The 22,495-nt window shown below is 61.0% G+C and carries 21 protein-coding genes; 4 read left to right on the top strand and 17 right to left on the bottom strand.

The window, feature by feature from the left end; genetic code table 11:
* Positions 1-23: 23 nt before the first annotated feature.
* From J3P76_RS04910 to rplM, 5 genes are all read right to left on the bottom strand, one after another.
* Positions 24-806 carry a cytochrome c1 gene (locus tag J3P76_RS04910; RefSeq protein WP_420765433.1) on the bottom strand — a complete coding sequence of 261 codons (783 nt, stop codon included), beginning with the start codon at positions 804-806 and terminating at the stop codon, positions 24-26.
* Positions 806-2,017, bottom strand: a complete 1,212-nt coding sequence (locus tag J3P76_RS04905; RefSeq protein ID WP_305496655.1) for a cytochrome b — start codon at positions 2,015-2,017, stop codon at positions 806-808. Before J3P76_RS04905 ends, J3P76_RS04910 begins: the two co-directional genes overlap by 1 nt.
* On the bottom strand, positions 2,017-2,610 hold the full coding sequence (petA, locus tag J3P76_RS04900) for a ubiquinol-cytochrome c reductase iron-sulfur subunit (protein ID WP_305496657.1): 594 nt from the start codon (positions 2,608-2,610) through the stop codon (positions 2,017-2,019). Before petA ends, J3P76_RS04905 begins: the two co-directional genes overlap by 1 nt.
* A gap of 256 nt (positions 2,611-2,866) precedes the next feature.
* Complete coding sequence (gene rpsI / locus J3P76_RS04895) at positions 2,867-3,259, bottom strand: 30S ribosomal protein S9 (RefSeq protein WP_003228056.1); 393 nt, start codon at positions 3,257-3,259, stop codon at positions 2,867-2,869.
* 14 nt (positions 3,260-3,273) lie between these two features.
* Entirely contained in the window at positions 3,274-3,702 is a 429-nt protein-coding gene (gene rplM / locus J3P76_RS04890; protein ID WP_003205365.1) for a 50S ribosomal protein L13, read from the bottom strand.
* 245 nt (positions 3,703-3,947) lie between these two features.
* Between rplM and J3P76_RS04885 the strand changes: the two genes are divergently transcribed.
* On the top strand, positions 3,948-4,988 hold the full coding sequence (locus J3P76_RS04885) for an NADP(H)-dependent aldo-keto reductase (RefSeq protein WP_420765434.1): 1,041 nt from the start codon (positions 3,948-3,950) through the stop codon (positions 4,986-4,988).
* 132 nt (positions 4,989-5,120) lie between these two features.
* On the opposite strand, the gene J3P76_RS04880 is transcribed toward J3P76_RS04885, so the two are convergent.
* Positions 5,121-6,257 carry an acyl-CoA dehydrogenase family protein gene (locus J3P76_RS04880; RefSeq protein ID WP_434648883.1) on the bottom strand — a complete coding sequence of 379 codons (1,137 nt, stop codon included), beginning with the start codon at positions 6,255-6,257 and terminating at the stop codon, positions 5,121-5,123.
* Between the two features lie 243 nt (positions 6,258-6,500).
* Here J3P76_RS04880 and J3P76_RS04875 point away from each other — a divergent pair, with 243 nt between their 5' ends.
* A complete protein-coding gene (locus tag J3P76_RS04875) occupies positions 6,501-7,397 on the top strand; it encodes a GlxA family transcriptional regulator (RefSeq protein WP_420765651.1) in 897 nt (298 codons plus the stop codon).
* A gap of 181 nt (positions 7,398-7,578) precedes the next feature.
* Here J3P76_RS04875 and zapE read toward each other — a convergent pair whose 3' ends face one another.
* The 3 genes from zapE to J3P76_RS04860 all read right to left on the bottom strand — a co-directional run bounded on the left by zapE (position 7,579) and on the right by J3P76_RS04860 (position 10,784).
* Positions 7,579-8,673, bottom strand: coding sequence for a cell division protein ZapE (zapE, locus tag J3P76_RS04870; protein WP_420765436.1), 1,095 nt, complete (start codon positions 8,671-8,673; stop codon positions 7,579-7,581).
* 101 nt (positions 8,674-8,774) lie between these two features.
* Positions 8,775-10,130, bottom strand: coding sequence for a tryptophan--tRNA ligase (locus J3P76_RS04865; RefSeq protein WP_434701601.1), 1,356 nt, complete (start codon positions 10,128-10,130; stop codon positions 8,775-8,777).
* Positions 10,131-10,154: 24 nt separating this feature from the next.
* A complete protein-coding gene (locus J3P76_RS04860) occupies positions 10,155-10,784 on the bottom strand; it encodes an alpha/beta hydrolase (RefSeq protein WP_434564148.1) in 630 nt (209 codons plus the stop codon).
* Between the two features lie 147 nt (positions 10,785-10,931).
* Between J3P76_RS04860 and J3P76_RS04855 the strand changes: the two genes are divergently transcribed.
* On the top strand, positions 10,932-11,369 hold the full coding sequence (locus J3P76_RS04855) for a YhcB family protein (RefSeq protein ID WP_420765439.1): 438 nt from the start codon (positions 10,932-10,934) through the stop codon (positions 11,367-11,369).
* Positions 11,370-11,722: 353 nt separating this feature from the next.
* On the opposite strand, the gene J3P76_RS04850 is transcribed toward J3P76_RS04855, so the two are convergent.
* From J3P76_RS04850 to J3P76_RS04815, 8 genes are all read right to left on the bottom strand, one after another.
* A complete protein-coding gene (locus J3P76_RS04850) occupies positions 11,723-13,108 on the bottom strand; it encodes an aspartate aminotransferase family protein (protein WP_434701598.1) in 1,386 nt (461 codons plus the stop codon).
* A complete protein-coding gene (locus J3P76_RS04845; RefSeq protein ID WP_434701597.1) occupies positions 13,105-14,592 on the bottom strand; it encodes an NAD-dependent succinate-semialdehyde dehydrogenase in 1,488 nt (495 codons plus the stop codon). Before J3P76_RS04845 ends, J3P76_RS04850 begins: the two co-directional genes overlap by 4 nt.
* 130 nt (positions 14,593-14,722) lie before the next feature.
* Positions 14,723-15,202 carry an Lrp/AsnC family transcriptional regulator gene (locus J3P76_RS04840; protein ID WP_434675886.1) on the bottom strand — a complete coding sequence of 160 codons (480 nt, stop codon included), beginning with the start codon at positions 15,200-15,202 and terminating at the stop codon, positions 14,723-14,725.
* Positions 15,203-15,389: 187 nt separating this feature from the next.
* On the bottom strand, positions 15,390-16,391 hold the full coding sequence (gene doeB, locus J3P76_RS04835) for a N(2)-acetyl-L-2,4-diaminobutanoate deacetylase DoeB (RefSeq protein ID WP_434648888.1): 1,002 nt from the start codon (positions 16,389-16,391) through the stop codon (positions 15,390-15,392).
* 3 nt (positions 16,392-16,394) lie between these two features.
* A complete protein-coding gene (doeA, locus tag J3P76_RS04830; protein ID WP_434675885.1) occupies positions 16,395-17,585 on the bottom strand; it encodes an ectoine hydrolase DoeA in 1,191 nt (396 codons plus the stop codon).
* A 39-nt stretch (positions 17,586-17,624) separates the two neighbouring features.
* Positions 17,625-18,617: an ectoine utilization protein EutC gene (eutC, locus tag J3P76_RS04825; RefSeq protein WP_420765445.1), complete on the bottom strand. Its 993-nt coding sequence runs from the start codon at positions 18,615-18,617 to the stop codon at positions 17,625-17,627.
* A 21-nt stretch (positions 18,618-18,638) separates the two neighbouring features.
* On the bottom strand, positions 18,639-19,610 hold the full coding sequence (gene eutB, locus J3P76_RS04820; RefSeq protein WP_434675883.1) for a hydroxyectoine utilization dehydratase EutB: 972 nt from the start codon (positions 19,608-19,610) through the stop codon (positions 18,639-18,641).
* Positions 19,611-19,917: 307 nt separating this feature from the next.
* On the bottom strand, positions 19,918-21,312 hold the full coding sequence (locus J3P76_RS04815) for a PLP-dependent aminotransferase family protein (RefSeq protein ID WP_420765447.1): 1,395 nt from the start codon (positions 21,310-21,312) through the stop codon (positions 19,918-19,920).
* A gap of 290 nt (positions 21,313-21,602) precedes the next feature.
* Here J3P76_RS04815 and ehuB point away from each other — a divergent pair, with 290 nt between their 5' ends.
* A complete protein-coding gene (gene ehuB / locus J3P76_RS04810) occupies positions 21,603-22,460 on the top strand; it encodes an ectoine/hydroxyectoine ABC transporter substrate-binding protein EhuB (protein ID WP_434675882.1) in 858 nt (285 codons plus the stop codon).
* The last annotated feature ends 35 nt before the right edge of the window (positions 22,461-22,495 follow it).

Genomic DNA, 22,495 nt, shown 5'->3' with positions numbered 1-22,495 from the left:
AACAGCAACGGCTTACAGCTTTATCAATGCACGTCTTTCCAGTATTCACGCTTGAGCAGATAAGCGAATACGAAGAAGAACGCCAGGTACAGCAATACATACGTACCGATGCGCTGATGCTCCAGCTTCACCGGGTTGGCCGAGTAGGCCAGGAAGGTCACCAGGTTCTTGACCTTCTCATCAAACTGCTCAGGCGTCAGAGTGCCAGAGTTTGGCACGATGGTCAGCTGGTCGCAGGCCTCATGAGTCAAAGCCGTGCCGGTCAGCGGATCATATTGCTTCTTGCCGTCCTCGACGATCTGGACCTGCTTGCAGCCTACCACTTGGCGACCTTGCAAGCCGACCAGTACGTTCGGCATCCCGACGTTCGGGAAGACCTTGTTGTTCCAACCCAATGGGCGCGCAGGATCTTCGTAGAACGAGCGCAGGTAGCCGTAGAGCCAATCGGTACCCCGCACGCGGGCCACCAGGGTCAAGTCCGGCGGCGCGGCGCCAAACCATGACTTGGCGTCCGCAGGCTGCATGCCGATATTCATGTGATCGCCCAGCTTGGCGCCAGTGAACACAAGCTTTTCGAGCATCAGCTCGTGGGGGATGCCCAAGTCATCGGCCACGCGCTCGTAACGCTGGAATTTGGCGCTGTGGCAGCCCATGCAATAGTTGGCGAACGTACGAGCGCCGTCCTGCATGGCCGCCTTGTCGGAAACGTCGATGTCGACTTTTTCCAATTCCGGACCACCGTGTTCAGCCGCAAAGGACAGTGCTGGCATGGCAGCAAGAATCAGTACAGCAAATAGTTTTTTCATCAGCCAGTCACCCTTTCCGGAACCGGTTTGGTCTTCTCGAGCCTGGTGTAGAAAGGCATCAGAATGAAGTAGGCGAAGTACAGGAATGTGCAGACCTGCGACAGCAGCGTCCGGCCCGGTGTCGGCGCCAGTACGCCCAGCACGCCCAGGATCACGAACGAAATGCAGAACACCCAGAGCCAGATCTTGCTCAGCCAGCCTTTGTAACGCATCGACTTGACGGGGCTGCGGTCCAGCCACGGCAGGACGAACAGCACGGCAATGGCGGCGCCCATGGCGATGACGCCCAGCAGCTTGTCAGGAACAGCCCGCAAAATTGCGTAGAACGGCGTGAAGTACCAGACCGGAGCAATGTGCTCGGGGGTCTTGAAGGCGTTGGCCTGTTCGAAGTTCGGCTTCTCGAGGAAGTAACCGCCCATTTCCGGGAAGAAGAACACGATGGAGCAGAAGATGAACAGGAAGACCACCACGCCGACGATGTCTTTCACGGTGTAGTACGGGTGGAAGGCGATGCCATCCAGCGGTACGCCGTTTTCGTCCTTGTGCTTCTTGATGTCCACGCCGTCCGGGTTGTTCGAGCCCACTTCGTGCAGCGCCAGGATGTGCAGCACTACCAGGCCGAGGATCACGATCGGCAGGGCAACCACATGCAAAGCGAAGAAGCGGTTCAAGGTGATGCCCGAGATCAGGTAGTCACCGCGGATCCACTGGGTCAGGTCATCGCCGATGACCGGGATCGCACCGAACAGCGAGATGATCACCTGGGCACCCCAGTAGGACATCTGGCCCCACGGCAGCAGGTAGCCCATGAAGGCTTCAGCCATCAGCGCCAGGTAGATCAGCATGCCGAAGACCCACACCAGTTCGCGCGGCTTCTGGTATGAACCGTAAAGCAGGCCACGGAACATATGCAGGTAAACGACGATAAAGAACGCCGAAGCGCCGGTGGAGTGCAGCAGGCGCAGGATCGAGCCGTACTCGACGTCGCGCATGATGTATTCAACGGAGGCGAACGCCTCTTCTGCCGAGGGGGTGTAGCTCATCGTCAGCCAGACGCCGGTGACGATCTGGTTGACCAGGACGAGCAACGCCAAGGAGCCAAAGAAGTAGAAGAAGTTGAAGTTCTTCGGAGCGTAATACTTGCTGAGATGGTCTTCCCACATTTTGGTCGCGGGAAAGCGCGCATCAAACCAGTCCATTAATTTGCTCATCACGCTTTCTCCGTATCGACGCCAACGACAATGATGTCGTCCGACTCATAGGAATGCGGGGGAACTGGCAGGTTCAGGGGTGCGGGCTGCGATTTGTAGACGCGACCGGCCAGGTCATAGTGGGAGCCGTGGCATGGGCAGAAATAACCACCGACCCAGTCTTTACCCAGGTCGGCAGGGGCCACTTCGGGACGGAACGTTGGCGAGCAACCCAGGTGCGTGCAGATCCCGATCAGCAGCAGGACTTCCGGCTTGATCGAGCGCGTTTCAGGGTTGACGTATTCCGGTTGGACCGAGTTCTTGGAGGAGGGATCGGAGAGCTGGCCCTCGATCTTTTTCAGATTCCCCAGGATTTCCTCTGTACGGCGGACGATAAACACCGGCTGACCGCGCCATTCAGCAATCATCTGCTGGCCTGGCTCGATCTTGCTGACATTCACTTTCACCGGTGCACCTGCGGCTTTCGCCTTGGCGCTGGGAAACCATGACCCCACGAACGGGACCGCAGCCCCCACCGCTCCTGCAGCACCCACCACGGATGTGGCTGCTACCAGGAAGCGACGCCGGCCTGCATTCACGCCGTCATTGCTCATTCAGTCCTCTCCCATCAGCTTTGTGGCCTGTTAAATCAGGCGTCTACTAAGTAAAAATCTGAACTTATAAAAATTTTGCCGAATGGTAATGAAAACCCCCAATTCTGACAAGGTAATTACCAAGCGGCTAAACCGCCAAGCCTTGTAGTATAGGGGCTCTACGAATGTGGCAAGTTGTCACAGAGCATTTATTTCGCACATAAAAAAACGCCCAGCTCCGTGAGGAACTGGGCGCCTTTTGAACGCGGAAGCGAAATTAACGCTTCGAGTACTGCGGACGCTTACGCGCTTTACGCAGACCGACTTTCTTACGTTCAACTTCGCGAGCATCGCGAGTTACGAAGCCAGCTTTACGCAGGGCGCTGCGCAGAGTTTCGTCGTAATCCATCAGGGCGCGAGTGATGCCGTGGCGGATTGCGCCAGCCTGGCCACTTACACCACCACCGATAACGGTGACGTAGATGTCGAATTTTTCGACGGTCTCGGTCAGTTCCAGCGGCTGACGAACTACCATGCGGGCAGTTTCGCGGCCGAAGAAGTTATCCAGGGAGCGGTTGTTGATGGAGATGTTACCAGTGCCCGGACGCAGGAAAACGCGTGCGGTTGCAGTCTTGCGACGGCCAGTGCCGTAATTTTGAGTCGCCGACATAATGAACTATTCCGTTAAAACTTCAGTTCTTGGGGCTGCTGAGCAGTATGAGGGTGAGCAGCGCCCGCATAAACCTTCAGCTTACGATACATGTCGCGACCCAGCGGGTTCTTAGGCAGCATGCCTTTAACCGCGGTCTCGATCACGCGCTCAGGGGCTTTGGCGATCAGCTTTTCAAAGTTGATCGACTTGATGCCGCCAGGAAAACCGGAGTGGGAGTAGTACATTTTGTCAGTGGTTTTAGCGCCAGTAACACGTACTTGCTCGGCGTTGATTACGACGATGTAGTCGCCGGTGTCAACGTGAGGGGTGTACTCAGGCTTGTGCTTGCCACGCAGACGGCTCGCGATTTCGGTGGCCAGACGACCCAGGGTCTGACCAGCAGCGTCGACGACAAACCAGTCGCGCTTTACTGTTTCCGGTTTAGCAGTAAAAGTTTTCATTCTTTATAGCCTCAGGGGCCGCCCTGTAAATTAGACGGCGGATCTTACTGAATAGTGCGTACTTTGACAAGTCAAAGGCAGCCGGATACAGACGCTTTCGGGGGCTCGGGTCGGCGCGTCCGTTCAACGGCAAGATTCTTCGGCGGCGGCGCATCACTTCCACTGCAGAAAGAGGTGCGCAATTATGCAGATTGCGAAAAATATTTCAACCTGCTTTTATGATTGTTTTGCCCAAGGAGTCCCCGATGGACTATCGCAAGCTAGGCCGTACCGATCTGAATGTCAGCGCCCTGTGCCTCGGCACCATGACCTGGGGTGAGCAGAACAGCGAGGCCGAGGCATTCGCCCAAATCGAACGCGCCAAGGGTGCCGGCATCAACTTCATCGACACTGCCGAAATGTACCCCGTGCCGCCCAAGGCCGACACCTACGCGACTACCGAGCGCTACATCGGCAACTACTTCAAGAGCCGTGGCGACCGCGCCGACTGGATCCTGGCGAGCAAGATCGCCGGCCCAGGCAACACCATCGACTACATTCGCGACAAGAACCTCAAGCACAACCGCCGCCACATCGTCGAAGCACTGGACGCCAGCCTCAAGCGCCTGCAGACCGACTGGATCGACCTTTACCAACTCCACTGGCCGGAACGCAGCACCAATTTCTTTGGCCAACTGGGCTACACCCACAAGGCCGACGAAGACTTCACGCCCCTGGAGGAAACCCTCGAAGCCCTCGACGAGCAGGTCCGGGCCGGCAAGATCCGCCACATCGGCCTGTCCAACGAGACGCCGTGGGGCACCATGAAATTCCTCGCTTTGGCCGAGGCCCGTGGCTGGCCGCGCGCCGTGTCGATCCAGAACCCGTACAACCTGCTCAACCGCAGCTTTGAAATCGGCCTGGCCGAGGTTGCCATCCGCGAACAGTGCGGCCTGCTCGCTTATTCACCGCTGGCGTTCGGCTTCCTGTCGGGGAAATATGAAAACGGCGCGCGCCCCGCCAAAGGCCGCCTGACGCTGTACAGCCGCTTCATGCGCTACTTCAATCCGCAGTCGGAAGCCGCGTGCAGCCGCTATGTGGCCCTGGCCCGTGAGCACGGCCTGGACCCGGCGCAGATGGCGCTGGCGTTCGTCACCCAACAGCCATTCGTCACCAGCAACATCATCGGCGCCACCACGCTGGAGCAACTGGACAGCAACATCGCCAGCTTCGACTTGAAGCTGTCGGATGAAGTGCTGGCGGGGATCGAGGCGATTCACAAGGATCAGCCGAACCCGGCGCCTTGATTGACTCATAGGCCCAATCGCGAGCAGGCTCGCTCCCACACTGGCTTTATGTTCGACCGCTAGATCGCGAGCGACACAAACACCTGTGGGAGCGAGCCTGCTCGCGATAGCGGACTCAAGGCCACCCCCTTATCAAAGCGACCGCGCAATGATCTCCTTCATGATTTCATTGGTCCCGGCATAGATCCGCTGCACTCGCGCATCCGCCCATGCCCGGGCAACCGGGTATTCCCACATGAAACCGTAACCGCCATGCAGCTGTACGCATTCGTCCAGCACTTTGCATTGCAGATCGGTGCCCCAGTACTTGGCCATCGCCGCCGTCGGCACGTCGAGCTTGCCTTGCAGGTGAAGCTCCAGGCAACGGTCGACAAAGACCCGGCCAATCTGGATTTCGGTGGCCATTTCGGCGAGTTTGAAGCGGGTGTTCTGAAACTCGGCAATGGACTTGCCGAATGCCTTGCGGTCGCGGGTGTAGTCCAGTGTCCATTGCAGCGCCGCTTCGGCCGAGGCGAGGCCACCAATGGCGACGGTCAGGCGCTCCTGCGGCAGTTCCTGCATCAGGTAGGCGAACCCCATACCCGCCTGCCCCAACAGGTTCTCCTTCGGCACCCGCACGTCCTGGAAGAATAATTCGGACGTGTCCTGGGCTTTCATTCCCACTTTTTCCAGGCGCTTGCCTTTCTCGAAGCCGGGCGTCCCCGCTTCCACCAGGAACAGGCTGGTGCCCTTGGCGCCAGCCTTCGGGTCGGTCTTGGCGACGACGATGACCAGGTCCGCAAGGAAGCCGTTGGTGATGAATGTCTTGGAGCCGTTGATGACGTATTCATCGCCGTCCAACACCGCGGTGGTCTTCACCCCTTGCAAGTCGGAGCCCGCGCCCGGCTCGGTCATGGCAATGGCGGTCACCATTTCGCCGGATACCAGTTTCGGCAGATATTTATGTTTCAACGCCTCGCTGCCGTAATGAAGGATGTACGGCGCAACGATATCGGAGTGCAACGAGAAACCGATCCCGGTCAGCCCCAGGCGACCGATTTCCTCGATCACCACCGCGCTGTAGAGAAAATCCGCTTCCAGCCCACCGTAGGCCTCCGGAAGGTGCGAGCACAACATCCCCGCCTCCCCTGCCTTGTTCCAGAGTTCACGATCGATGTGCCCCTGTTTTTCCCACTGGCTGTGGTACGGCACGGCTTCTTTTTCTAGGAAAGTTCGTACGCTGTCGCGAAACAATTCGTGCTCGGGACTGAACAGGGTTCTGGGGATCATGGCGCACCTTTGGTTATTGTTGGATGGCTTATCCGACAGAGCCTAAGCCTGCCGCGCACAACGGGACACTGGACACTTGCGCCAAAAAATAAGACGATCCAGCCGTTTGATGACCACTATCCCCTATAAAAATAAAGATGAATTATGTCCATGCACGTCTCCACGCCCTTGCGGCGCGTCAGCATCCTGGCCATCGACCGGGTTTTCGCTTCCACCCTCATGCAAGCCAAGGATTTTTTCCACCTGGCCAGCCTGCGCTATGGCAAACAATTGGGCCACGGCCTGACGCCGGCGTTTGAAACCCGCCTGGTCAGCCCCGATGGCCAACCGGTGAACAGCTTCAGCGATGTGATCATGCCGGTGGACGGCGGCCTGGAAAACACCGACGTCATCATCCTGCCGGCCTTCTGGGATGATTTCGCAACCCTCAGCCAACGTTACCCACAAGTCCTGCCGTGGCTGCGCGAACAACACGCGCGCGGCGCGGTGCTCTGCGGCGAAGCCACCGGGGTCTTCTGGCTGGCCGAGGCTGGGCTTCTCGACGGTAAGGAGGCCACCACTTATTGGCGCTTTTTCAATGCCTTCAAGGAACGTTTCCCCCAGGTCCACTTGAACCAGGACAAGCATTTGACCGACGCGGACAACTTGTTCTGCGCAGGTGGCACCACGTCGGCATGTGATCTGTATATCTATTTGATTGAGCGCTTCTGCGGCGCCAACGTCGCCCAAGCCGTGGCGCGGGACATTCTCTATGAAGTGCAACGTAGCTATTCACCAGGACGGATCGGCTTCGGCGGGCAGAAGCTGCATCAGGATGTGATCATCCTGCAGATCCAGCAGTGGCTCGAAGAGCACTTCGCCGACAAGTTCCGCTTCGAGGACGTCGCCCGCGAGCACGGCATGAGCATCCGCAATTTCATGCGTCGCTTCCAGACCGCCACGGGCGACAAGCCCCTGCATTACCTGCAACGGTTGCGGATCGAAACCGCCAAGGGCCTGCTGTCCGGCAGTCGAAAGAGCATCAAGACCATCAGTTATGAAGTGGGTTACGACGACGCGAGCTTTTTTGCGCGACTGTTCCGGCAACACACCGACCTGTCGCCGAACCAGTATCGGCAGCAGTTTCAGCAGGCGGCGTAGCCCAAGTACCGGGCAAAAATCCATTGTGGGAGCGAGCTTGCTCGCGATGGCGGTGGATCAGCAGCATGGATGTTGACTCACACATCGCCATCGCGAGCAAGCTCGCTCCCACAGGGGTTAAGTGGGGAACCAGCAAATAAAAAGGCCTGCAATCGCAGGCCTTTTTTGATTTTCCGATCTCTTAAGGCTTATGCGCCCGCGACAGGAATTCGTGGGACTGCATCTCCAGCAAGCGACTCAGGGTCCGCTGGAACTCGAACGTCAGGCGCCCGCCCGTGTACAGGTCCTTGAGTTCGACTTCGGCCGAGATGATCAGCTTCACGTTGCGGTCGTAGAACTCGTCAACCATGTTGATGAAACGCCGAGCGATGTCATCAGTGGTGACGCTCATCTGCTCGACGCCGCTGAGCAACACAGCGTGGAAGATCTTGCCCAGCTCGATGTAATCGTTCTGGCTGCGAGGGCCGTCGCACAATTCGCGGAAGTCGAACCAGGCCACGTCGTCACAGGTGCGGATGGCGCGGATTTCGCGATTCTCGATGATCAGCACATCGTTCTCGACCGCCTGGGTGCATTCCGGCGTGAGGGCGCGGAAGCTCTTGCGCAGGCTCTCTTCGGCGGCGGCATCCAGCGGGAAATGGAACAGCTCCGCTTGCTCGAGGTGACGCAGGCGATAGTCCACGCCGCTGTCGACGTTGACAACTTCGGTGTGTTCTTTGATCAGCTTGATGGCCGGCAGGAAACGCGCCCGTTGCAGGCCGTCCTTGTAGAGGCCATCGGGCACGATGTTCGAGGTGGCGACCAGGGTCACGCCGTTCTTGAACAGCTCTTCCATCAGCGTGCCCAGGATCATGGCATCGGTGATGTCGGAGACGAAGAATTCATCGAAGCAGATCACCCGGGTTTCGGCGGCGAAGCGCTTGGCGATGATGGTCAGCGGGTTCTTTTCGCCGCCCAGGGTTTTCATTTCTTCGTGCACGCGCTTCATGAAGCGGTGGAAGTGCGTCCGCGTCTTTTCCTTGAACGGCAGCGCTTCGAAGAAGGTGTCCACCAGGTAAGTCTTGCCACGGCCGACGCCGCCCCAGAAATACAGGCCCTTGACCGGCGCCTGGTCTTTCTTGCCGAACAGTTTGCCCAACAAGCCCGGCTTGTTGTTCGACGCGGCGATCAGGTCGTCGTACAGGCGCTGCAAGTGCCGCACGGCCGTTTCCTGGGCTGCGTCGTGAAAGAATTCCGGGCGTTTCAGATCAGCTTGATATCGTTCTAGGGGCGTCATATTCGTTAGCAAGGCAACAAAAACGGGCCGTCACTGTAGCGATGGCCCAGAAGAATGGCAATCGGCCCTTATTCGGGCCGATGGTCGGGTGACGTCTTCGCTTAGTCCTGGGCAGGCGTCAGGGCCACGCGCAACGCGTCGATGGCCGCATCCCGAGCGGCGCTGTCAGCAAACGCCGGGCTCTGGGCCACGCATGCACCGTCGAGCCAGACACCGAAACCCAAGTCGTCACTGCGTACGTCCAAGGGTTGGCCGGACTGCAACTGCTTGGTCACCTGCCCCGCTGTCTTGCCGTCGGCAAAGTTGTTGGAGAGCAACAGTTGCTCGCCATCGGCGGAAAGCAGGCGGAATCGGAAACTCCCGTCCTCGTCGCGGAAGCTGACGAAGCGCGCTGCCTTGGCTGCTTTCTTTTTGGTCTGGGTCGCCACTTGGACCTGGCTGACGAAGGAGCGCAGGCCGACGGCCTCCCGCAGCTCGTTGAGGAACGGTGTCGCCACGGCCCGGGCCTTGCTCGCGCCCAGTTGCAGGATGTCTTCGAGGTCCGATGGGCGCTCGATGAACTGGTGATAACGCTCGCGCGCTTCGCCCAGCTCGCTGTCGAGCAACTGGAACAGACGATTCTTGGCTTCGCCCCAACCCAGGCCCTGCAGCAGTTCGCTACGGAACTCGGCGGACTGTTCGGCAGTGGCGAACGCTTGGAACAAGGTGAACAAATGCGAGTTGTCCGGATCCTTGGCTTCGCCTGGTGCGCGGGAGTCAGTGACGATCCGCGAGATCGCATCCTTCATGTCCTTGGCGCTGCTGAACAACGGGATGGTGTTGTCATAGCTCTTGGACATCTTGCGGCCATCGAGCCCCGGCAACGTGGCGACGCTTTCCTCGATCAGTGCCTCGGGCATGGTGAAGAACGCCTTGCCCTTGCCGAACAGGTGGTTGAAGCGCTGGCCGATGTCGCGGGCCATTTCCACGTGCTGGATCTGGTCGCGACCGACCGGCACCTTGTGAGCGTTGAACATCAGGATGTCAGCCGCCATCAACACCGGGTAGCTGTACAGCCCCATGGTGATGCCGGCGTCCGGGTCTTCGCCGGCCTCGACGTTCTTGTCCACCGACGCCTTATAGGCGTGGGCACGGTTGAGCAGGCCCTTGGCGGCGACGCAGGTCAGCAGCCAGGTCAGCTCCGGAATTTCGGGAATGTCAGACTGGCGATAAAACGTCACACGGTCCACATCCAGGCCGCCAGCCAGCCAGGTGGCGGCGATTTCCAGGCGCGAGCGCTGGATGCGCATCGGGTCATCGCACTTGATCAGGGCGTGATAGTCAGCCAGGAAGTAGAACGAATCGGCATTGCTGTCGCGGCTGGCGAGGATCGCCGGACGGATGGCGCCAGCATAGTTGCCCAGGTGCGGGGTGCCAGTAGTGGTGATGCCAGTCAGGATACGGGTACGCGTCGTCATGGATTATCGCTTGTCAGACTGCTGTCAATTCGAGAGGCGCGGCAAGAGCAGATCCTTGAGATCGGTCAGCTTGCCATGGAAAAAGTGTCCGCATTCTGCCACTTTCAGCAGCTCATGGGGGCGTTCGAGCGCCTCGGACCAGGTGTAAACCAGTTGCGGATCCACCACTTCGTCGGTTTCCGGCTGGATCACGGTCAACTCTCCCCCCTTCGGCAAAGGCGATTGCTCGTTCAGGCGCATCACCGCGGGGGCAACCATGAACAGGTGCTTGAGGGATTGACCCTGGGCTTCCAGGCGCCCGCCGAGGGTCGCGGCAACGAAGCCGCCGAAAGAGAAACCGAACAGGGTCAGCGGCAGGCCGGGGTGTTTTTCCAGCAGCCAGGCGGCTGCGGCCTGGGCGTCATCCACTTCGCCGGTACCCATGTCATGACTGCCGGCACTGGCGCCGACGCCACGATAATTGAAACGCAACGTAACCAGGCCGGCATCCCGAGCGGTGCGTTGCAGGGTCGACACCACTTTGTTGAGCATGGTCCCACCCTGTACCGGGTTCGGGTGGCAGATCAGCGCCAGGCCGCGGGGAGCCTCGCTGTCCAGGTACAAGGCTTCCAGTTGGCCCACCGGGCCATCGATGACTACAGGGGTTTCGCGCATAAGCAAGGAAAGAACTCCGTGACCCCGAATAGGGTCGACTCGTCTAGCTAAAAGTCTGTGCCTGGCATGATTGCGATGTTCTTCGCGGTATACAGCGCAGGTCCGAGCCGTTAACGTAAAGCAAAGCCGTTTATAGAGGAAGGACTCGTGGAACACTCGCTCTTAGTTTGGCTGTTGCCGACTCTTGCCCTGGTTGCCGGTGTCGCCATTGGTTTCCTGATTGCCCGCCTGCTGCCCAACGCGGTGCCCAACAGCACCCAACGTCAGCTGGACGACATCCAGGAACGTTTCGACAGTTATCAGAATGAAGTGGTCACTCACTTCAACAGCACCGCCTCCCTGGTGAAAAAACTCACCCAGAGCTACCAGGAAGTCCAGGATCATCTGTCCGAGGGCGCCAACCGCCTGGCCCTTGACGAACAGACCCGCCAGCGCCTGCTCGCCGCCCTGCAAGCCGATGCGACGCAGAGCCCACGGGAACGCCTGACCCCACCGAAAGGGATCCAGGAACCGCCACGGGACTACGCCCCAAAGGCCCCGAATTCGCCCGGGATGCTCGATGAGCATTACGGTTTGAAGAAGTAATTTCCAAGCGACACCAAAAAGCCCGCCCGATCCCGTGATCAGGCGGGCGTTTTTTTGCCTCAAGAAAATTCCCTGTGGGAGTGGTGAACAAAAATCCTGCGACCACTGACAATCCCTGTGGGAGCGGGCTTGCTCGGGAAGGCGGCGGCACATCCAACATCATCGGCTCAGGCAGACCGCTATCGCGAGCAAGCTCGCTCCCACAGTTTTGATCGGGGCTTGCGCAAATATAGCGTCCACCACAAATTCCCTGTGGGAGCGAGCCTGCTCGCGAAGGCGTCGGCACATCCAACATCACCGGCTCAGGCAGACCGCTTTCGCGAGCAGGCTCGCTCCCACAGGTTAGAGAGGATTCAGCGCAACACTTCTTCCGCCACCTGATCGATAGCCGCTTTGGTGATGTCGACGATCAGGTCCGCATCCTCGCGAGTCAGGATCAATGGCGGGGCGAAACCCAGGATGTCGCCGTGGGGCATGGCGCGGGCGATCATGCCGCGCTCCAGGCAGGCCGCCGAGACCTTCGGGCCAACCTTGAGGGCCGGGTCGAACGCCGTGCGTTGTTCACGGTCGGCCATGAACTCCACTGCGGCCAGCATGCCGTCGCCGCGAACCTCCCCCACCAGCGGATGACCTTCCAGCGTTTCACGCAACCGACGGTTCAAGTAGCCACCAACATTCTCGGCGTTGGCCGTGAGGTTTTCCCGTTCGAGGATGTCGAGGTTGGCCAACGCCGCCGCCGCGCAGATCGGATGCCCGGAATACGTCCAGCCATGGCCCATGGCGCCTTCGGCCTGGGAGGCTTTTTCAATCACGCTCCAGACCTTATCGCCGATGATCACCGCCGACAACGGTGCATAAGCACTGGTCAGCCCCTTAGCCGTAGTGATCAGGTCCGGCTTCATGCCGTAGCGCTGGCTGCCCATCTTCGAACCCAGGCGACCGAACGCGCAAACCACCTCGTCGGCAATCAACAGCACGTCGTATTTTTTCAGTACGGCCTGGATCGCCTCCCAGTAACCGGCGGGCGGGACAATGATGCCGCCAGTGCCCATCAGCGGTTCGCCGATGAGTGCCGCCACGGTGTCGGGGCCTTCGGCGAGGATCATTTTTTCCAGTTCATCGGCGCAATAACGCACGAACGTCGCTTCGTCCATCCCCGCCGGGGCCTTGCGATACCAATGCGGGCAAACGGTGTGCTTGATGCCCTCCGCCGGCAGGTCGAAATGTTGGTGGAAGGCGGGCAGCCCGGTCAGGCTGCCGGTCATGATGCCCGAGCCATGGTAGCCACGGTCGCGGGAAATGATTTTCTTCTTTTGGGGCCGGCCCAGCACGTTGTTGTAGTAACGCACCAGTTTGATCTGGGTTTCATTGGCATCGGAGCCGGACAAGCCGTAATAAACCTTCTTCATCCCCTCCGGCGCCCAGTCCATGATGCGGCTGGACAGCTCGATGATCGCCTCGCTCGAATGGCCGACATAGGTGTGGTAATAGGCCAGTTCCTTGGCCTGCTTGTAGATGGCATCGGCCACTTCGGTACGCCCGTAGCCGATATTCACGCAGTAGAGGCCGGCAAAGGCATCGATGAACTCGCGGCCTTCATGATCGCGAATGCGGATGCCCGACGCGCTCTTGATGATCCGCCCCTTGAGCGCGCCGCTGGCATGGTCATGGGCGTGGGTTGACGGGTGCATGAAATGCGCACGGTCTTGTTCGAACAGCGTGTTGAGTTCTTGGCTCATGCGGACTCTCCTGGGAACTGGCCTTGATGGTGCAGGCAAAAGTATTTGATTTCGACAAAGGGCTCGAAGCCCTCGCTGCCACCCTCGCGACCGAGGCCCGAGGCTTTCATGCCACCGAAGGGGATCGGGTGGCCGGTGAACTTGACGCCGTTGACCGCAACCATGGCGTGGTCGAGACGGCGGATCAGTGGGTAAATGACATCCAGGCGGTTGGAGCAAATATAGGCGGCCAGTCCGTACTCGGTGTCGTTGGCCATTTCGATGGCTTCGTCCAAGGTGTCGAACGGCAGCACCCCGGCGATCGGCGCGAAGTTTTCTTCACGGTAGATGCGCATCTGCGGCGTGACATCGGCCAGCACGGTGGGTTGGTAGAACAACCCGCCCAAGGCATGGGCCTCGCCACCCACCAGGCGTTGAGCGCCCAACGCCAGGGCGTCGGCCACACGATCGGAGGTCGCATCGAACGCGGCCTGATGCATCAGCGGACCGACGTCCACTTCCTGTTCCTGCTGATCGACCATGGCCGGCCCGACCCGCAAGGCGCGCACCGCTGCGGCGAAGCGAGTGAGAAATGCCTGGTAGACCGGGCGCTGCACCATGATCCGGTTGGCCGCGCAACAATCCTGGCCCGACGTCTGGAATTTCGCCTCGACGGCAACTTTCACCGCCAGCGTCAGGTCGGCATCGGCGCAGACAATGAACGGCGCGTTGCCGCCCAGCTCCAACGCGACTTTCTTCACATCATGGGCCGCCGCTTGCAGCACCAGTTTGCCGACCCGGGTCGAGCCGGTAAAACTCACCGAGCGTACGCGGCGGTCCTTGACCAAGGTCTCCATGACCATTTGCGGCTCGCCCAACACCACGTTGAAAACTCCGGCGGGAAAGCCGGCCTCTTCGGCCAGTTGGGCCAGGGCCAGGGCTGAATACGGGGTTTCGTGGGCCGGTTTGATCACCACGGTGCAACCGGCAGCCAGCGCGGCGGCGGCCTTGCGGGTGATCATTGCCGAGGGGAAGTTCCACGGCGTGAGCAGCGCGCAGACGCCCACCGGTTCCTTGATCGTGCCCAGGTGCGCGTTGGGGATATGGCTGGGGATGTTCTGGCCGTAGAGGCGTCGGGCTTCTTCGGCGAACCAAGGGATAAAGCTGGCGGCATAGGCGATTTCGCCACGGGACTCGGCCAACGGCTTGCCCTGCTCCAGGCTCAGGATGCGCGCCAGATCCTCGCGGTGCTCGGTGATCAACTGCGCCCAGCGCCGCAGCAACGCGCCACGGCTATCCAGGCCCAGTTCGCGCCACGCTGGGAATGCGCGATGCGCCGCGTCCACCGCCGCGACGATCTGCGGCGGGTCGAGCATCGGCACATGGCCGACGACCGTGCGGTTGGCCGGGTTGTGGACGGCGACGCTGTGGCCGCTGTCGCTGTGGACCCAATGGCCGTCGACGTAGCAAAGCGCTTTGAACAACAGCGGATGTTGGTAAGGCATGGCGTTCACTCCAGAGCGTGTGCGTGAACCCATGCTAGGGCAGCGACGCTTGGGTTTTCGGGCGTTTGAGCAGCCTCAGACCTTGGTTTTTTTCTGGAAAGAACAGGGCGTAAAGTGGTTTCTGCGGTGCTCAGGAGGGCGATGCCAGCTCCGCCGGCAACGCACCGGCGGTCTTGATGGTCTTGGTGACGATGTAGGTGAAGTAGCGTTCGATGCCAAGGTGTTCGAGCAGCAATTGGTCGACGAAACGTTGATAGGCATCGACGTCGGGCGCCTGGATCATTGCCAGGTAATCCACCCCGCCGCCGGTGGCATAACAGAACGCCACTTCGGGCGCGGCGACCATGCGCTGTTCGAAACGACGCATGTCCTGGGCGGTGTGCCGGGCCAGGGAAATCTCCACCAACACTTGTTGACGCTTGAACACCGCGCCCCAATCGATCTGCGCCCGATAGCCAACGATCAGGCCCGCCGCTTCCAACTTGCGCACCCGCTCCCAGGCCGGCGTCACCGACAGGTTGATGGCTTCGGCCAGGCTCGACTTGGTGATCCGTCCGTCGTCGGCGAGGATTTGCAGGATCTTCAAGTCGTAGCGATCGAGCTTGTGCATGGGGCAGGGCTCTCCAGACAATTCAAATTTCACACCGTCCCTGTGGCGAGGGAGCTTGCTCCCGCTGGGCCGCGCAGCGGCCCCAATAGCAGCTTCGTAATCGCTCAGATCAAAAAGCGACGACTGCTTCGCAGCCGAGCGGGAGCAAGCTCCCTCGCCACAGTGTGTGTGTGTCAGTTGAGGTGCATTACGCCAATACATCCGCAATCACCACCAACGTATCGCCACACTGCACCAGCCCGGGAAAATGCCGGGCCGCGAGCAGGCCGCTGCGGGCGGCGCGGTACTCGACCGGGGCGACGCCGCTGCGGGTGGTGTCATGGATGCGCGCCACCACCTCGCCTCTGCTCACGTTTTCACCGAGGTCGCGGCACATCTCCAGCAAACCGTTGTGCTCGCTGGCGATGAAACAACTGGCGTCCGGCATGTCGAGCACCAACGACGGCTGTAACTCGATAGAGCCCCGCAGGATGCCGGCGTGGATCAGCACGTTGCGCACCCCACGCTCGGCAATCGCCACGCTGCGGGCGGTGGACGAACCGCCGCCGCCCAGCTCGGTGGTGACGAACACCTTGCCCTGGGACTCGGCGGCGGTGTCGTACATCGACCCTGCGTCCAGCTCCAGCATGCGCATGCAATACGGCGCGTTGAAGGCCAGCATCCCGGCCTCGCAGCGGGCCTGTTGCTGTTTGTCCGGCAAGACGTGGCAGGCGGCGAATGGCAGGAAATCCAGGGTCCGGCCACCGGAATGAATGTCCAGGACAATGTCGGCCAGGGGCAGCAAGGTGCGGTTGAAGTAGTCGGCGATTTTTTCCGTGACGGTGCCGTCTGGCCTCCCGGGAAAGCTGCGGTTGAGGTTGCCCTTGTCGATGGGCGAAGTCCGGCGCCCGGCATGGAACGCCGGGGTGTTCATGAACGGCACGATGATCACGCGTCCGCTGATTTCATCGGCGGTCAATTGCTGGGCCAGTTTGCTCAGGGCCACCGGGCCTTCGTATTCATCGCCGTGGTTGCCACCACTGAGCAGCGCGGTCGGGCCGCTGCCGCGCTGGATCACGGTGATGGGAATCATCACCGCGCCCCAGGCCGAATCGTCCCGGGAATACGGCAGCTTGAGGAAGCCGTGTTGCACGCCTTCGCGGGTGAAATCCACCGTGGCGCTAATGGGGTTGATCGGCAATTCAGTCATGGGTCAATCCTTCACGAACAATTGACGAGGCACATTGCACAGCGTCTCGACGCCAGTCTCGGTGATCAGGATGCTCTCGGTGATCTCCAGGCCCCAATCATCCATCCACAGCCCGGGCATGAAGTGAAACGTCATGCCCGGTTGCAACACGCTGTTGTCGCCGGGACGCAGGCTCATGGTGCGCTCGCCCCAATCCGGCGGATAACTGATGCCGATGGGGTAGCCGCAACGGCTGTCCTTGTGGATGCCAAACTTCTCCAGCACCTTGAAAAACGCCACGGCGATGTCGCCCGTGGTATTGCCAGGCTTGGCCGCGTCCAGGCCGGCGGCGATGCCCTCGACCACGGCTTTTTCACCGTCGAGGAAATGTTGCGGCGGCTTGCCCAGGTAAATGGTGCGCGACAGCGGGCAGTGGTAACGCTTGTAGCAACCGGCGATTTCAAAGAAGGTGCCGGCGCCCTTTTCGAACGGCGAATCGTCCCAGGTCAGGTGCGGCGCGCTGGCGTCGGCGCCGGTGGGCAGCAGCGGCACGATGGCCGGGTAGTCGCCGCCATGGCCGTCGGCACCGAGGATGCCGCTGCTGTAGATCTCGGCCACCAGTTCGTTCTTGCGCATGCCCGGCTCTATCCGTTCCAGGATCCGCCCATGCATGTTCTCGACGATGCGCGCGGCGATGCGCATGTAGGCGATTTCCTGGGGCGACTTGACGGCGCGCTGCCAGTTCACCAACCCCGCCGCATCCACCAGCGTCGCGTCGGGCAGATGTTTTTGCAGGGACAGGTAGGCGGCGGCGCTGAAGTAGTAGTTGTCCATCTCCACGCCGATGCTCAGGGCGCCCCAGCCACGGGCGATGATCACCTCGCGGGACAAATAGTCCATGGGGTGGCGCTCGCGGGACTGCACGTAGATGTCCGGGTAGCCGACGATGTTGTCGGCCTGCATGAACACCGTGCGCCTGGCACCGTTGGCATCCTGGCCGCGACCGAACCACACGGGCTCGCCGTCCAGCGCCAGCAGCACGCACTGATGCACATAGAACGACCAACCGTCATAGCCGGTGAGCCAGGCCATGTTCGACGGATCGGTGACCAGCAACAGCTCCAGACCTTGGGCCTGCATGGCCGCGCGAACCTTTGCCAGGCGCTGGGCGTATTCCTCCCGCTGGAACGGAAGATTGACGACTATCTCTGACATCCACCTGCCCTCTGTTGAATGACTCATGAACAAAATGATCTAGCGACCGAACGCAAAGCCCTTGCCCGCCACCCGCGCCCGCTCGAACGCCAGGTTGGCGATGGCGGTGTCCTGGGCGCCGGTGCCGGTGAGATCGCACAGCGTCACTTGCGCGGCATCGGAGCGCCCCAGCCGTTGCCCCGCCAGGACTTGTCCCAGCTCCGTCAACGCCAGCTCATCGCGAACGGTGCCGGCGGCCAAGGCGTGGTGCAGCTCGCCGAGCACGCGGGTCTGGCTCAGGCGATCGGCGACATAGCAATCGACGGCCGCCAACGCTTGCGGGGAGATTTCGTTTTTGTGTTCGGCGTCCGAGCCCATCGCTGTGATGTGCAGGCCCGGATGCAAATGACGGGCTTCGATCAACGGCTCGCGACTGGGGGTGCAGGTGATGGCGATGTCCACGCCTTCCAGGGCGGCGTCAATGGCGTCGCACGGCGTGACGGCAAGCCCCGTGTCCCGCGCCAGCGCAAGGCCGAATGCCTGGGCTTTTTGTGCATCACGCGCCCAGATCCGCACCTCGTCGATGGGCCTTACCAGCCGCAACGCCTGAAGCTGCAACGCCGCCTGTTCACCCGCACCGATCAGCGCCACGCTGCGGCTGTCCTCGCGGGACAGACAACGCGCCGCCACCGCCCCAGCCGCCGCCGTACGGACGGCGGTGAGGTAACCGTTGTCCAACAGCAGCGCTTCCAGCAGGCCGGTGCGCGCCGAAAGCAGCATCATCATGCCGTTCAGGCTGGGCAGGCCGAGCTTGGGGTTGTCGAAAAAGCCCGGGCTGACCTTGATGGCGAAGCGTTCAAGGCCTGGCAGGTAAGCGGTCTTCACATCCACCTCGCCGTTGTGCTCGGGAATGTCCAGCCGCAGGATCGGCGGCATCGCCACGGCGGCGGTGGCCAGCAGCACAAAAGCCTGCTCGACGGCGTCGACGCTGGCCAGGTCGAGGGCCACGCAGCTGCGCAGGTCAGCTTCGCTCAATAGGGTGACTTCACTCATGGCAGGCTCCGTTAAAGGGGATCAGGCGTTGGCGCCAGCGATGACGCGGGCATGTTGTTCGGTGTCGACGTTGCGCCCGCTGACCACCAGGACAATGGGTCCACGCGGCTCGACCAGGCCGTCGAGCAGCGCCGCGATGCCCACCACCGCGGCGCCTTCGAGCACCAGGCGTTCATGGTGATAGGCGTGGCGGATGGCATGGGCGATGGACGCTTCCGAGAGCAGGTGCAGGTCATCGATCAACTGCCGGGTCATGGCGAAGGTGTAGCGGTTGTCCAGCCCGATACCGCCGCCGAGGGAATCGGCCAGGGTCGGCAGTTCTTCGACATCCACGGGCTGCCCAGCGGCAAGGCTGGCGTGCATCGCCGCGCCTCGGGCCATGCTGATGCCGTGGACCTGGATCGCTGGATTGGCGCTTTTGAGGGCCAGGGCAACGCCGGCGAACAGACCGCCGCCGGACAACGGAACGAGGGCCTGGGCCACGTCCGGTTGCTGTTCCAGGATTTCCAGGCCGAGGGTGCCTTGGCCGGCGATGATCGCCGGGTGATCGAAGGGCGGCAGGAAGGTCGCGCCCTGCTCGTTCGCGATGCGCTCGGCTTCGCGCTGGGCATCGTCCTGGGACTGGCCGACGATGCAGACCTCGGCGCCGAGGTCACGAATCGCTTGCACCTTGTTGGATGGCACCAGGTGAGACAGGCAGACAATCGCCCGCACGCCTTGTTGCGACGCGGCGTGCGCCAGCGCCCGGCCGTGATTGCCAGTCGACGCCGTGACCACGCCGCGCGCCTTCTGCTCGACGCTGAGCTGCGCCACCGCATTGCTCGCGCCACGCAGCTTGAAGCTGCCGGTGATCTGCAGGGCTTCCAGCTTGAGGAATACGGGCACGCCCATCCGTCGCGACAGGCTAGGGGAATGCTCCATGGGCGTGCGCCTGACCTGCGACTCGATGCGCTGGCGAGCGAGGTAGATGTCCTGAAGCTGCAACCCTGTCATGACCGCGTCCCGAGCAGATGTGTTGGGCGCAGTCTAAGAGGGCCGGATTGTGGTGATGAATGTACTAGGGCAATTTAGTTTGCATTCACTATCGACCAAAAGAGATGACCACAATCCTCAAAGAACACCTCGCTCCCTGTGGCGAGGGAGCTTGCTCCCGCTGGTCTGCGCAGCAGACCCAACTCCTTTCAACCAGACGCACCTGCAGACGTTTAACTGTTTCTACGACTGCTTCGCAGCCGAGCGGGAGCAAGCTCCCTCGCCACAAAAGCACCTGCAACTTTGGAGTAAGCCCACCGCTTACCCATCAAAAATCATGAATCTGCGGATATTGATTGAAGATCTCCCGCATGCCGATCAACGCATGGCGCATTTCTTCATCGCTGCATTCGGCGCCGACGCACACCCGCACCGCGCGCGGCCTGGGGGTGCCGCGTACAGTGAACGGATCGGGGGACGTGACGGCGATATGCTTGTGGCGCAACGCCCGCACCAGGCTGTCCACTTCCCAGTGCGGCGGGATGCCGATCCAGGCATTCAAGGCATGAGGATGCTGGGCCAATACATGCTCACCCATGTATTCGGTGACCATCGCCTGGCGTCCGGCCAACAGGCGCCGTTGAAGATGCAGCAGCGAATCGGCGCGGCCGTCGCGGATCCAGCGGGCGGCGATTTCCGAGACCATCGGCGTGGCCATCCAACTGTTGACGCGCAGAATGCTTTCGGTGCGCAGCGCCAGGCGCTTGGGCACCACCAGATAACCGATCCGCAACCCCGTGAGCACGGACTTGGTCATGCTCGTGCAATAGAACGACAGCTCCGGCAGGTAGTGGCTGATGGGCGGCGCGCGGCGTTCGTCCAGCAGCGGACCGTACACATCGTCTTCGATGATATGCACGCCAAACCGTCGGGCGATCTCGGCGATTTCCCGGCGACGGGCGTCGGGCATCAGGCTGGTGGTGGGGTTGTTCAAGTTTGGCGTGCACACCAGGGCGGTGATGCGCTCGTTGCTGCACATGTCCTCGAAGTGTTCGGGATCGATGCCATGGCGGTCAGTGTCCAGACCCTTGAGGGTAAAGCCCAGCACCTGGGAGTTGCCGATCACGCCGTGGTCGGTCAGCCCTTCGCAGAGCACCACATCGTCGGGCCCGGCGAGGGATGCCAGGGCGAGAAAAATGCCATGGGCGGCGCCATTGGTGATCAGCACATCGTTGCGATCGACCTTCAGGCCTTGGCGCCCGATCCATTGCACCGCCGCTTCGCGATGGGATTCAAAACCGGCTATCGGACGAAACGCATGGATCCAGGGCTGGTCTTCTTCGGTGCTCAGCTCGGCGCAGGTGTCGCGCCAGAACTGGTCGTGCTCGCGGGTGTGGAGAATGCGCGTGATGGAAAAATCCACCAGCGCCCGCTCGGGGCTGTCGAGTATGTAAGTGGCGACCCGGTCGCTCATGCGCCGCGAGACGAAACTGCCGCGCCCTACTTCGCAACGTACCAGCCCTTGGCGCTCCAATTCTTTGTAGGCATTGGTGACGGTCTGCACGCTGATGCCCATGGCGTCGGCTACCTGCCGTTGCGGCGGCAGGCGCTGGTCGTTGGCCAAGGCGCCCTGTTCGATGTCATCGGCGATCGCCTGCACCAGGATCTTGTATTTGGATTCACCACTGCGGGCGAGGTCCAGGGCTGACTTCCATTTATCCATAACGGCTGCAACCAGCGTGAGAACGGGTGCGCACAGCATTGCGCGGCCATCGCGCCAAAGCAATTGTCCTAGTGCAATACAATCCGCGCCGGGGCTTTTGTATGCTCGGTCCAAGGTCATCGTCCAGGCGGGTTCATTACCCCGACAAAAAGCCGGATCGACCTGTACCGGCGCCGCTACCGATTCCAGGCCTCGCCCGGATCCGCCGCCGTACGCTTTGCTCTTGTCACACTGCCTCCTAACACAGAACCGTCCGCTGACGGATCCACAAGAAACAGGAGATTTTATCGATGAGCAATTTTCTTCCCGGCACCTGCGCACCCTTGCGTCGGATCTTGTTGACCTGTGCCGCACTGGGCCTGGCCGGCAGCGTCCAGGCCGCCACGCTGGACACCATCAAAAGCGACAGCAGCATCCGCATCGGCTACGCCAACGAAACCCCGTTTGCCTTCACCGAAACCGACGGCACCGTCACGGGTGAATCGCCGGAGATTGCCAAGATCATCTTCGCCAAAATGGGCATCAAACAGGTCAACGGCGTGCTCACCGAATGGGGCTCGCTGATCCCTGGGCTGCGCGCGGGTCGCTTCGATGTGATTGCCGCCGGCATGTACATCACCCCGGCACGCTGCAAGCAAGTGTTGTTCACCGATCCGCAATACCAGCTGCCCGATGCCTTGCTGGTGGCCAAGGGCAACCCGAAAAAACTTCACAGTTATGAAGACATCGCCAAGCAACCGGATGTGAAGCTGGCAATCATGGCCGGCACGGTGAACCTGGCGTACGCTCGTGATTCCGGGGTCAAGGATGAACAGATTCTCCAGGTGCCCGACACCACCGCGCAATTGCAAGCCGTACGCGCCGGTCGCGCCGACGCCGCTGTCGGCACCCAACTGACCATGAAAGGCCTGGCCGCCAAGGGCGGTGACAAGGTCGAGGCGATGACTGAATTCAAGGACGACCCGTCCCACATCGGCTATGGCGCCCTGGCCTTCCGTCCCGAAGACAAGGACCTGCGCGACGCGGTCAACGCCGAGCTGAAAAAATGGCTCGGGTCGGAAGAACACCTCAAGGCCGTCGCGCCGTTCGGTTTCGACAAATCCAACGTCACCAGCAAGACCGCGGCCGAGCTCTGCGCTCAGCCCTAATGGCACGCCGAAACGGGCATGACGCGCGGTGCGTG

This window comes from Pseudomonas sp. D1-36, assembly GCF_051132205.1.
GTDB lineage: Bacteria > Pseudomonadota > Gammaproteobacteria > Pseudomonadales > Pseudomonadaceae > Aquipseudomonas.
Note: the sequence above shows the minus strand (reverse complement) of the source record. Positions and strands in the feature narration are given on the sequence as shown.

Excerpts from the sequence above, each read along its gene's own strand:
- J3P76_RS04910 (WP_420765433.1), bottom strand. The coding sequence starts at position 806 with ATGAAAAAACTATTTGCTGTACTGATTCTTGCTGCCATGCCAGCACTG.
- eutB (WP_434675883.1), bottom strand. The coding sequence starts at position 19,610 with ATGACAGGGTTGCAGCTTCAGGACATCTACCTCGCTCGCCAGCGCATC.
- J3P76_RS04860 (WP_434564148.1), bottom strand. The coding sequence starts at position 10,784 with ATGCGCGAAACCCCTGTAGTCATCGATGGCCCGGTGGGCCAACTGGAA.
- petA (WP_305496657.1), bottom strand. The coding sequence starts at position 2,610 with ATGAGCAATGACGGCGTGAATGCAGGCCGGCGTCGCTTCCTGGTAGCA.
- zapE (WP_420765436.1), bottom strand. The coding sequence starts at position 8,673 with ATGACGCCCCTAGAACGATATCAAGCTGATCTGAAACGCCCGGAATTC.
- J3P76_RS04850 (WP_434701598.1), bottom strand. The coding sequence starts at position 13,108 with ATGAGCCAAGAACTCAACACGCTGTTCGAACAAGACCGTGCGCATTTC.
- J3P76_RS04880 (WP_434648883.1), bottom strand. The coding sequence starts at position 6,257 with ATGATCCCCAGAACCCTGTTCAGTCCCGAGCACGAATTGTTTCGCGAC.
- rpsI (WP_003228056.1), bottom strand. The coding sequence starts at position 3,259 with ATGTCGGCGACTCAAAATTACGGCACTGGCCGTCGCAAGACTGCAACC.
- rplM (WP_003205365.1), bottom strand. The coding sequence starts at position 3,702 with ATGAAAACTTTTACTGCTAAACCGGAAACAGTAAAGCGCGACTGGTTT.
- J3P76_RS04905 (WP_305496655.1), bottom strand. The coding sequence starts at position 2,017 with ATGAGCAAATTAATGGACTGGTTTGATGCGCGCTTTCCCGCGACCAAA.
- doeA (WP_434675885.1), bottom strand. The coding sequence starts at position 17,585 with ATGTCAGAGATAGTCGTCAATCTTCCGTTCCAGCGGGAGGAATACGCC.
- J3P76_RS04815 (WP_420765447.1), bottom strand. The coding sequence starts at position 21,312 with ATGGATAAATGGAAGTCAGCCCTGGACCTCGCCCGCAGTGGTGAATCC.
- J3P76_RS04885 (WP_420765434.1), top strand. The coding sequence starts at position 3,948 with ATGGACTATCGCAAGCTAGGCCGTACCGATCTGAATGTCAGCGCCCTG.
- J3P76_RS04865 (WP_434701601.1), bottom strand. The coding sequence starts at position 10,130 with ATGACGACGCGTACCCGTATCCTGACTGGCATCACCACTACTGGCACC.
- J3P76_RS04845 (WP_434701597.1), bottom strand. The coding sequence starts at position 14,592 with ATGCCTTACCAACATCCGCTGTTGTTCAAAGCGCTTTGCTACGTCGAC.
- J3P76_RS04840 (WP_434675886.1), bottom strand. The coding sequence starts at position 15,202 with ATGCACAAGCTCGATCGCTACGACTTGAAGATCCTGCAAATCCTCGCC.
- eutC (WP_420765445.1), bottom strand. The coding sequence starts at position 18,617 with ATGAGTGAAGTCACCCTATTGAGCGAAGCTGACCTGCGCAGCTGCGTG.
- doeB (WP_434648888.1), bottom strand. The coding sequence starts at position 16,391 with ATGACTGAATTGCCGATCAACCCCATTAGCGCCACGGTGGATTTCACC.
- ehuB (WP_434675882.1), top strand. The coding sequence starts at position 21,603 with ATGAGCAATTTTCTTCCCGGCACCTGCGCACCCTTGCGTCGGATCTTG.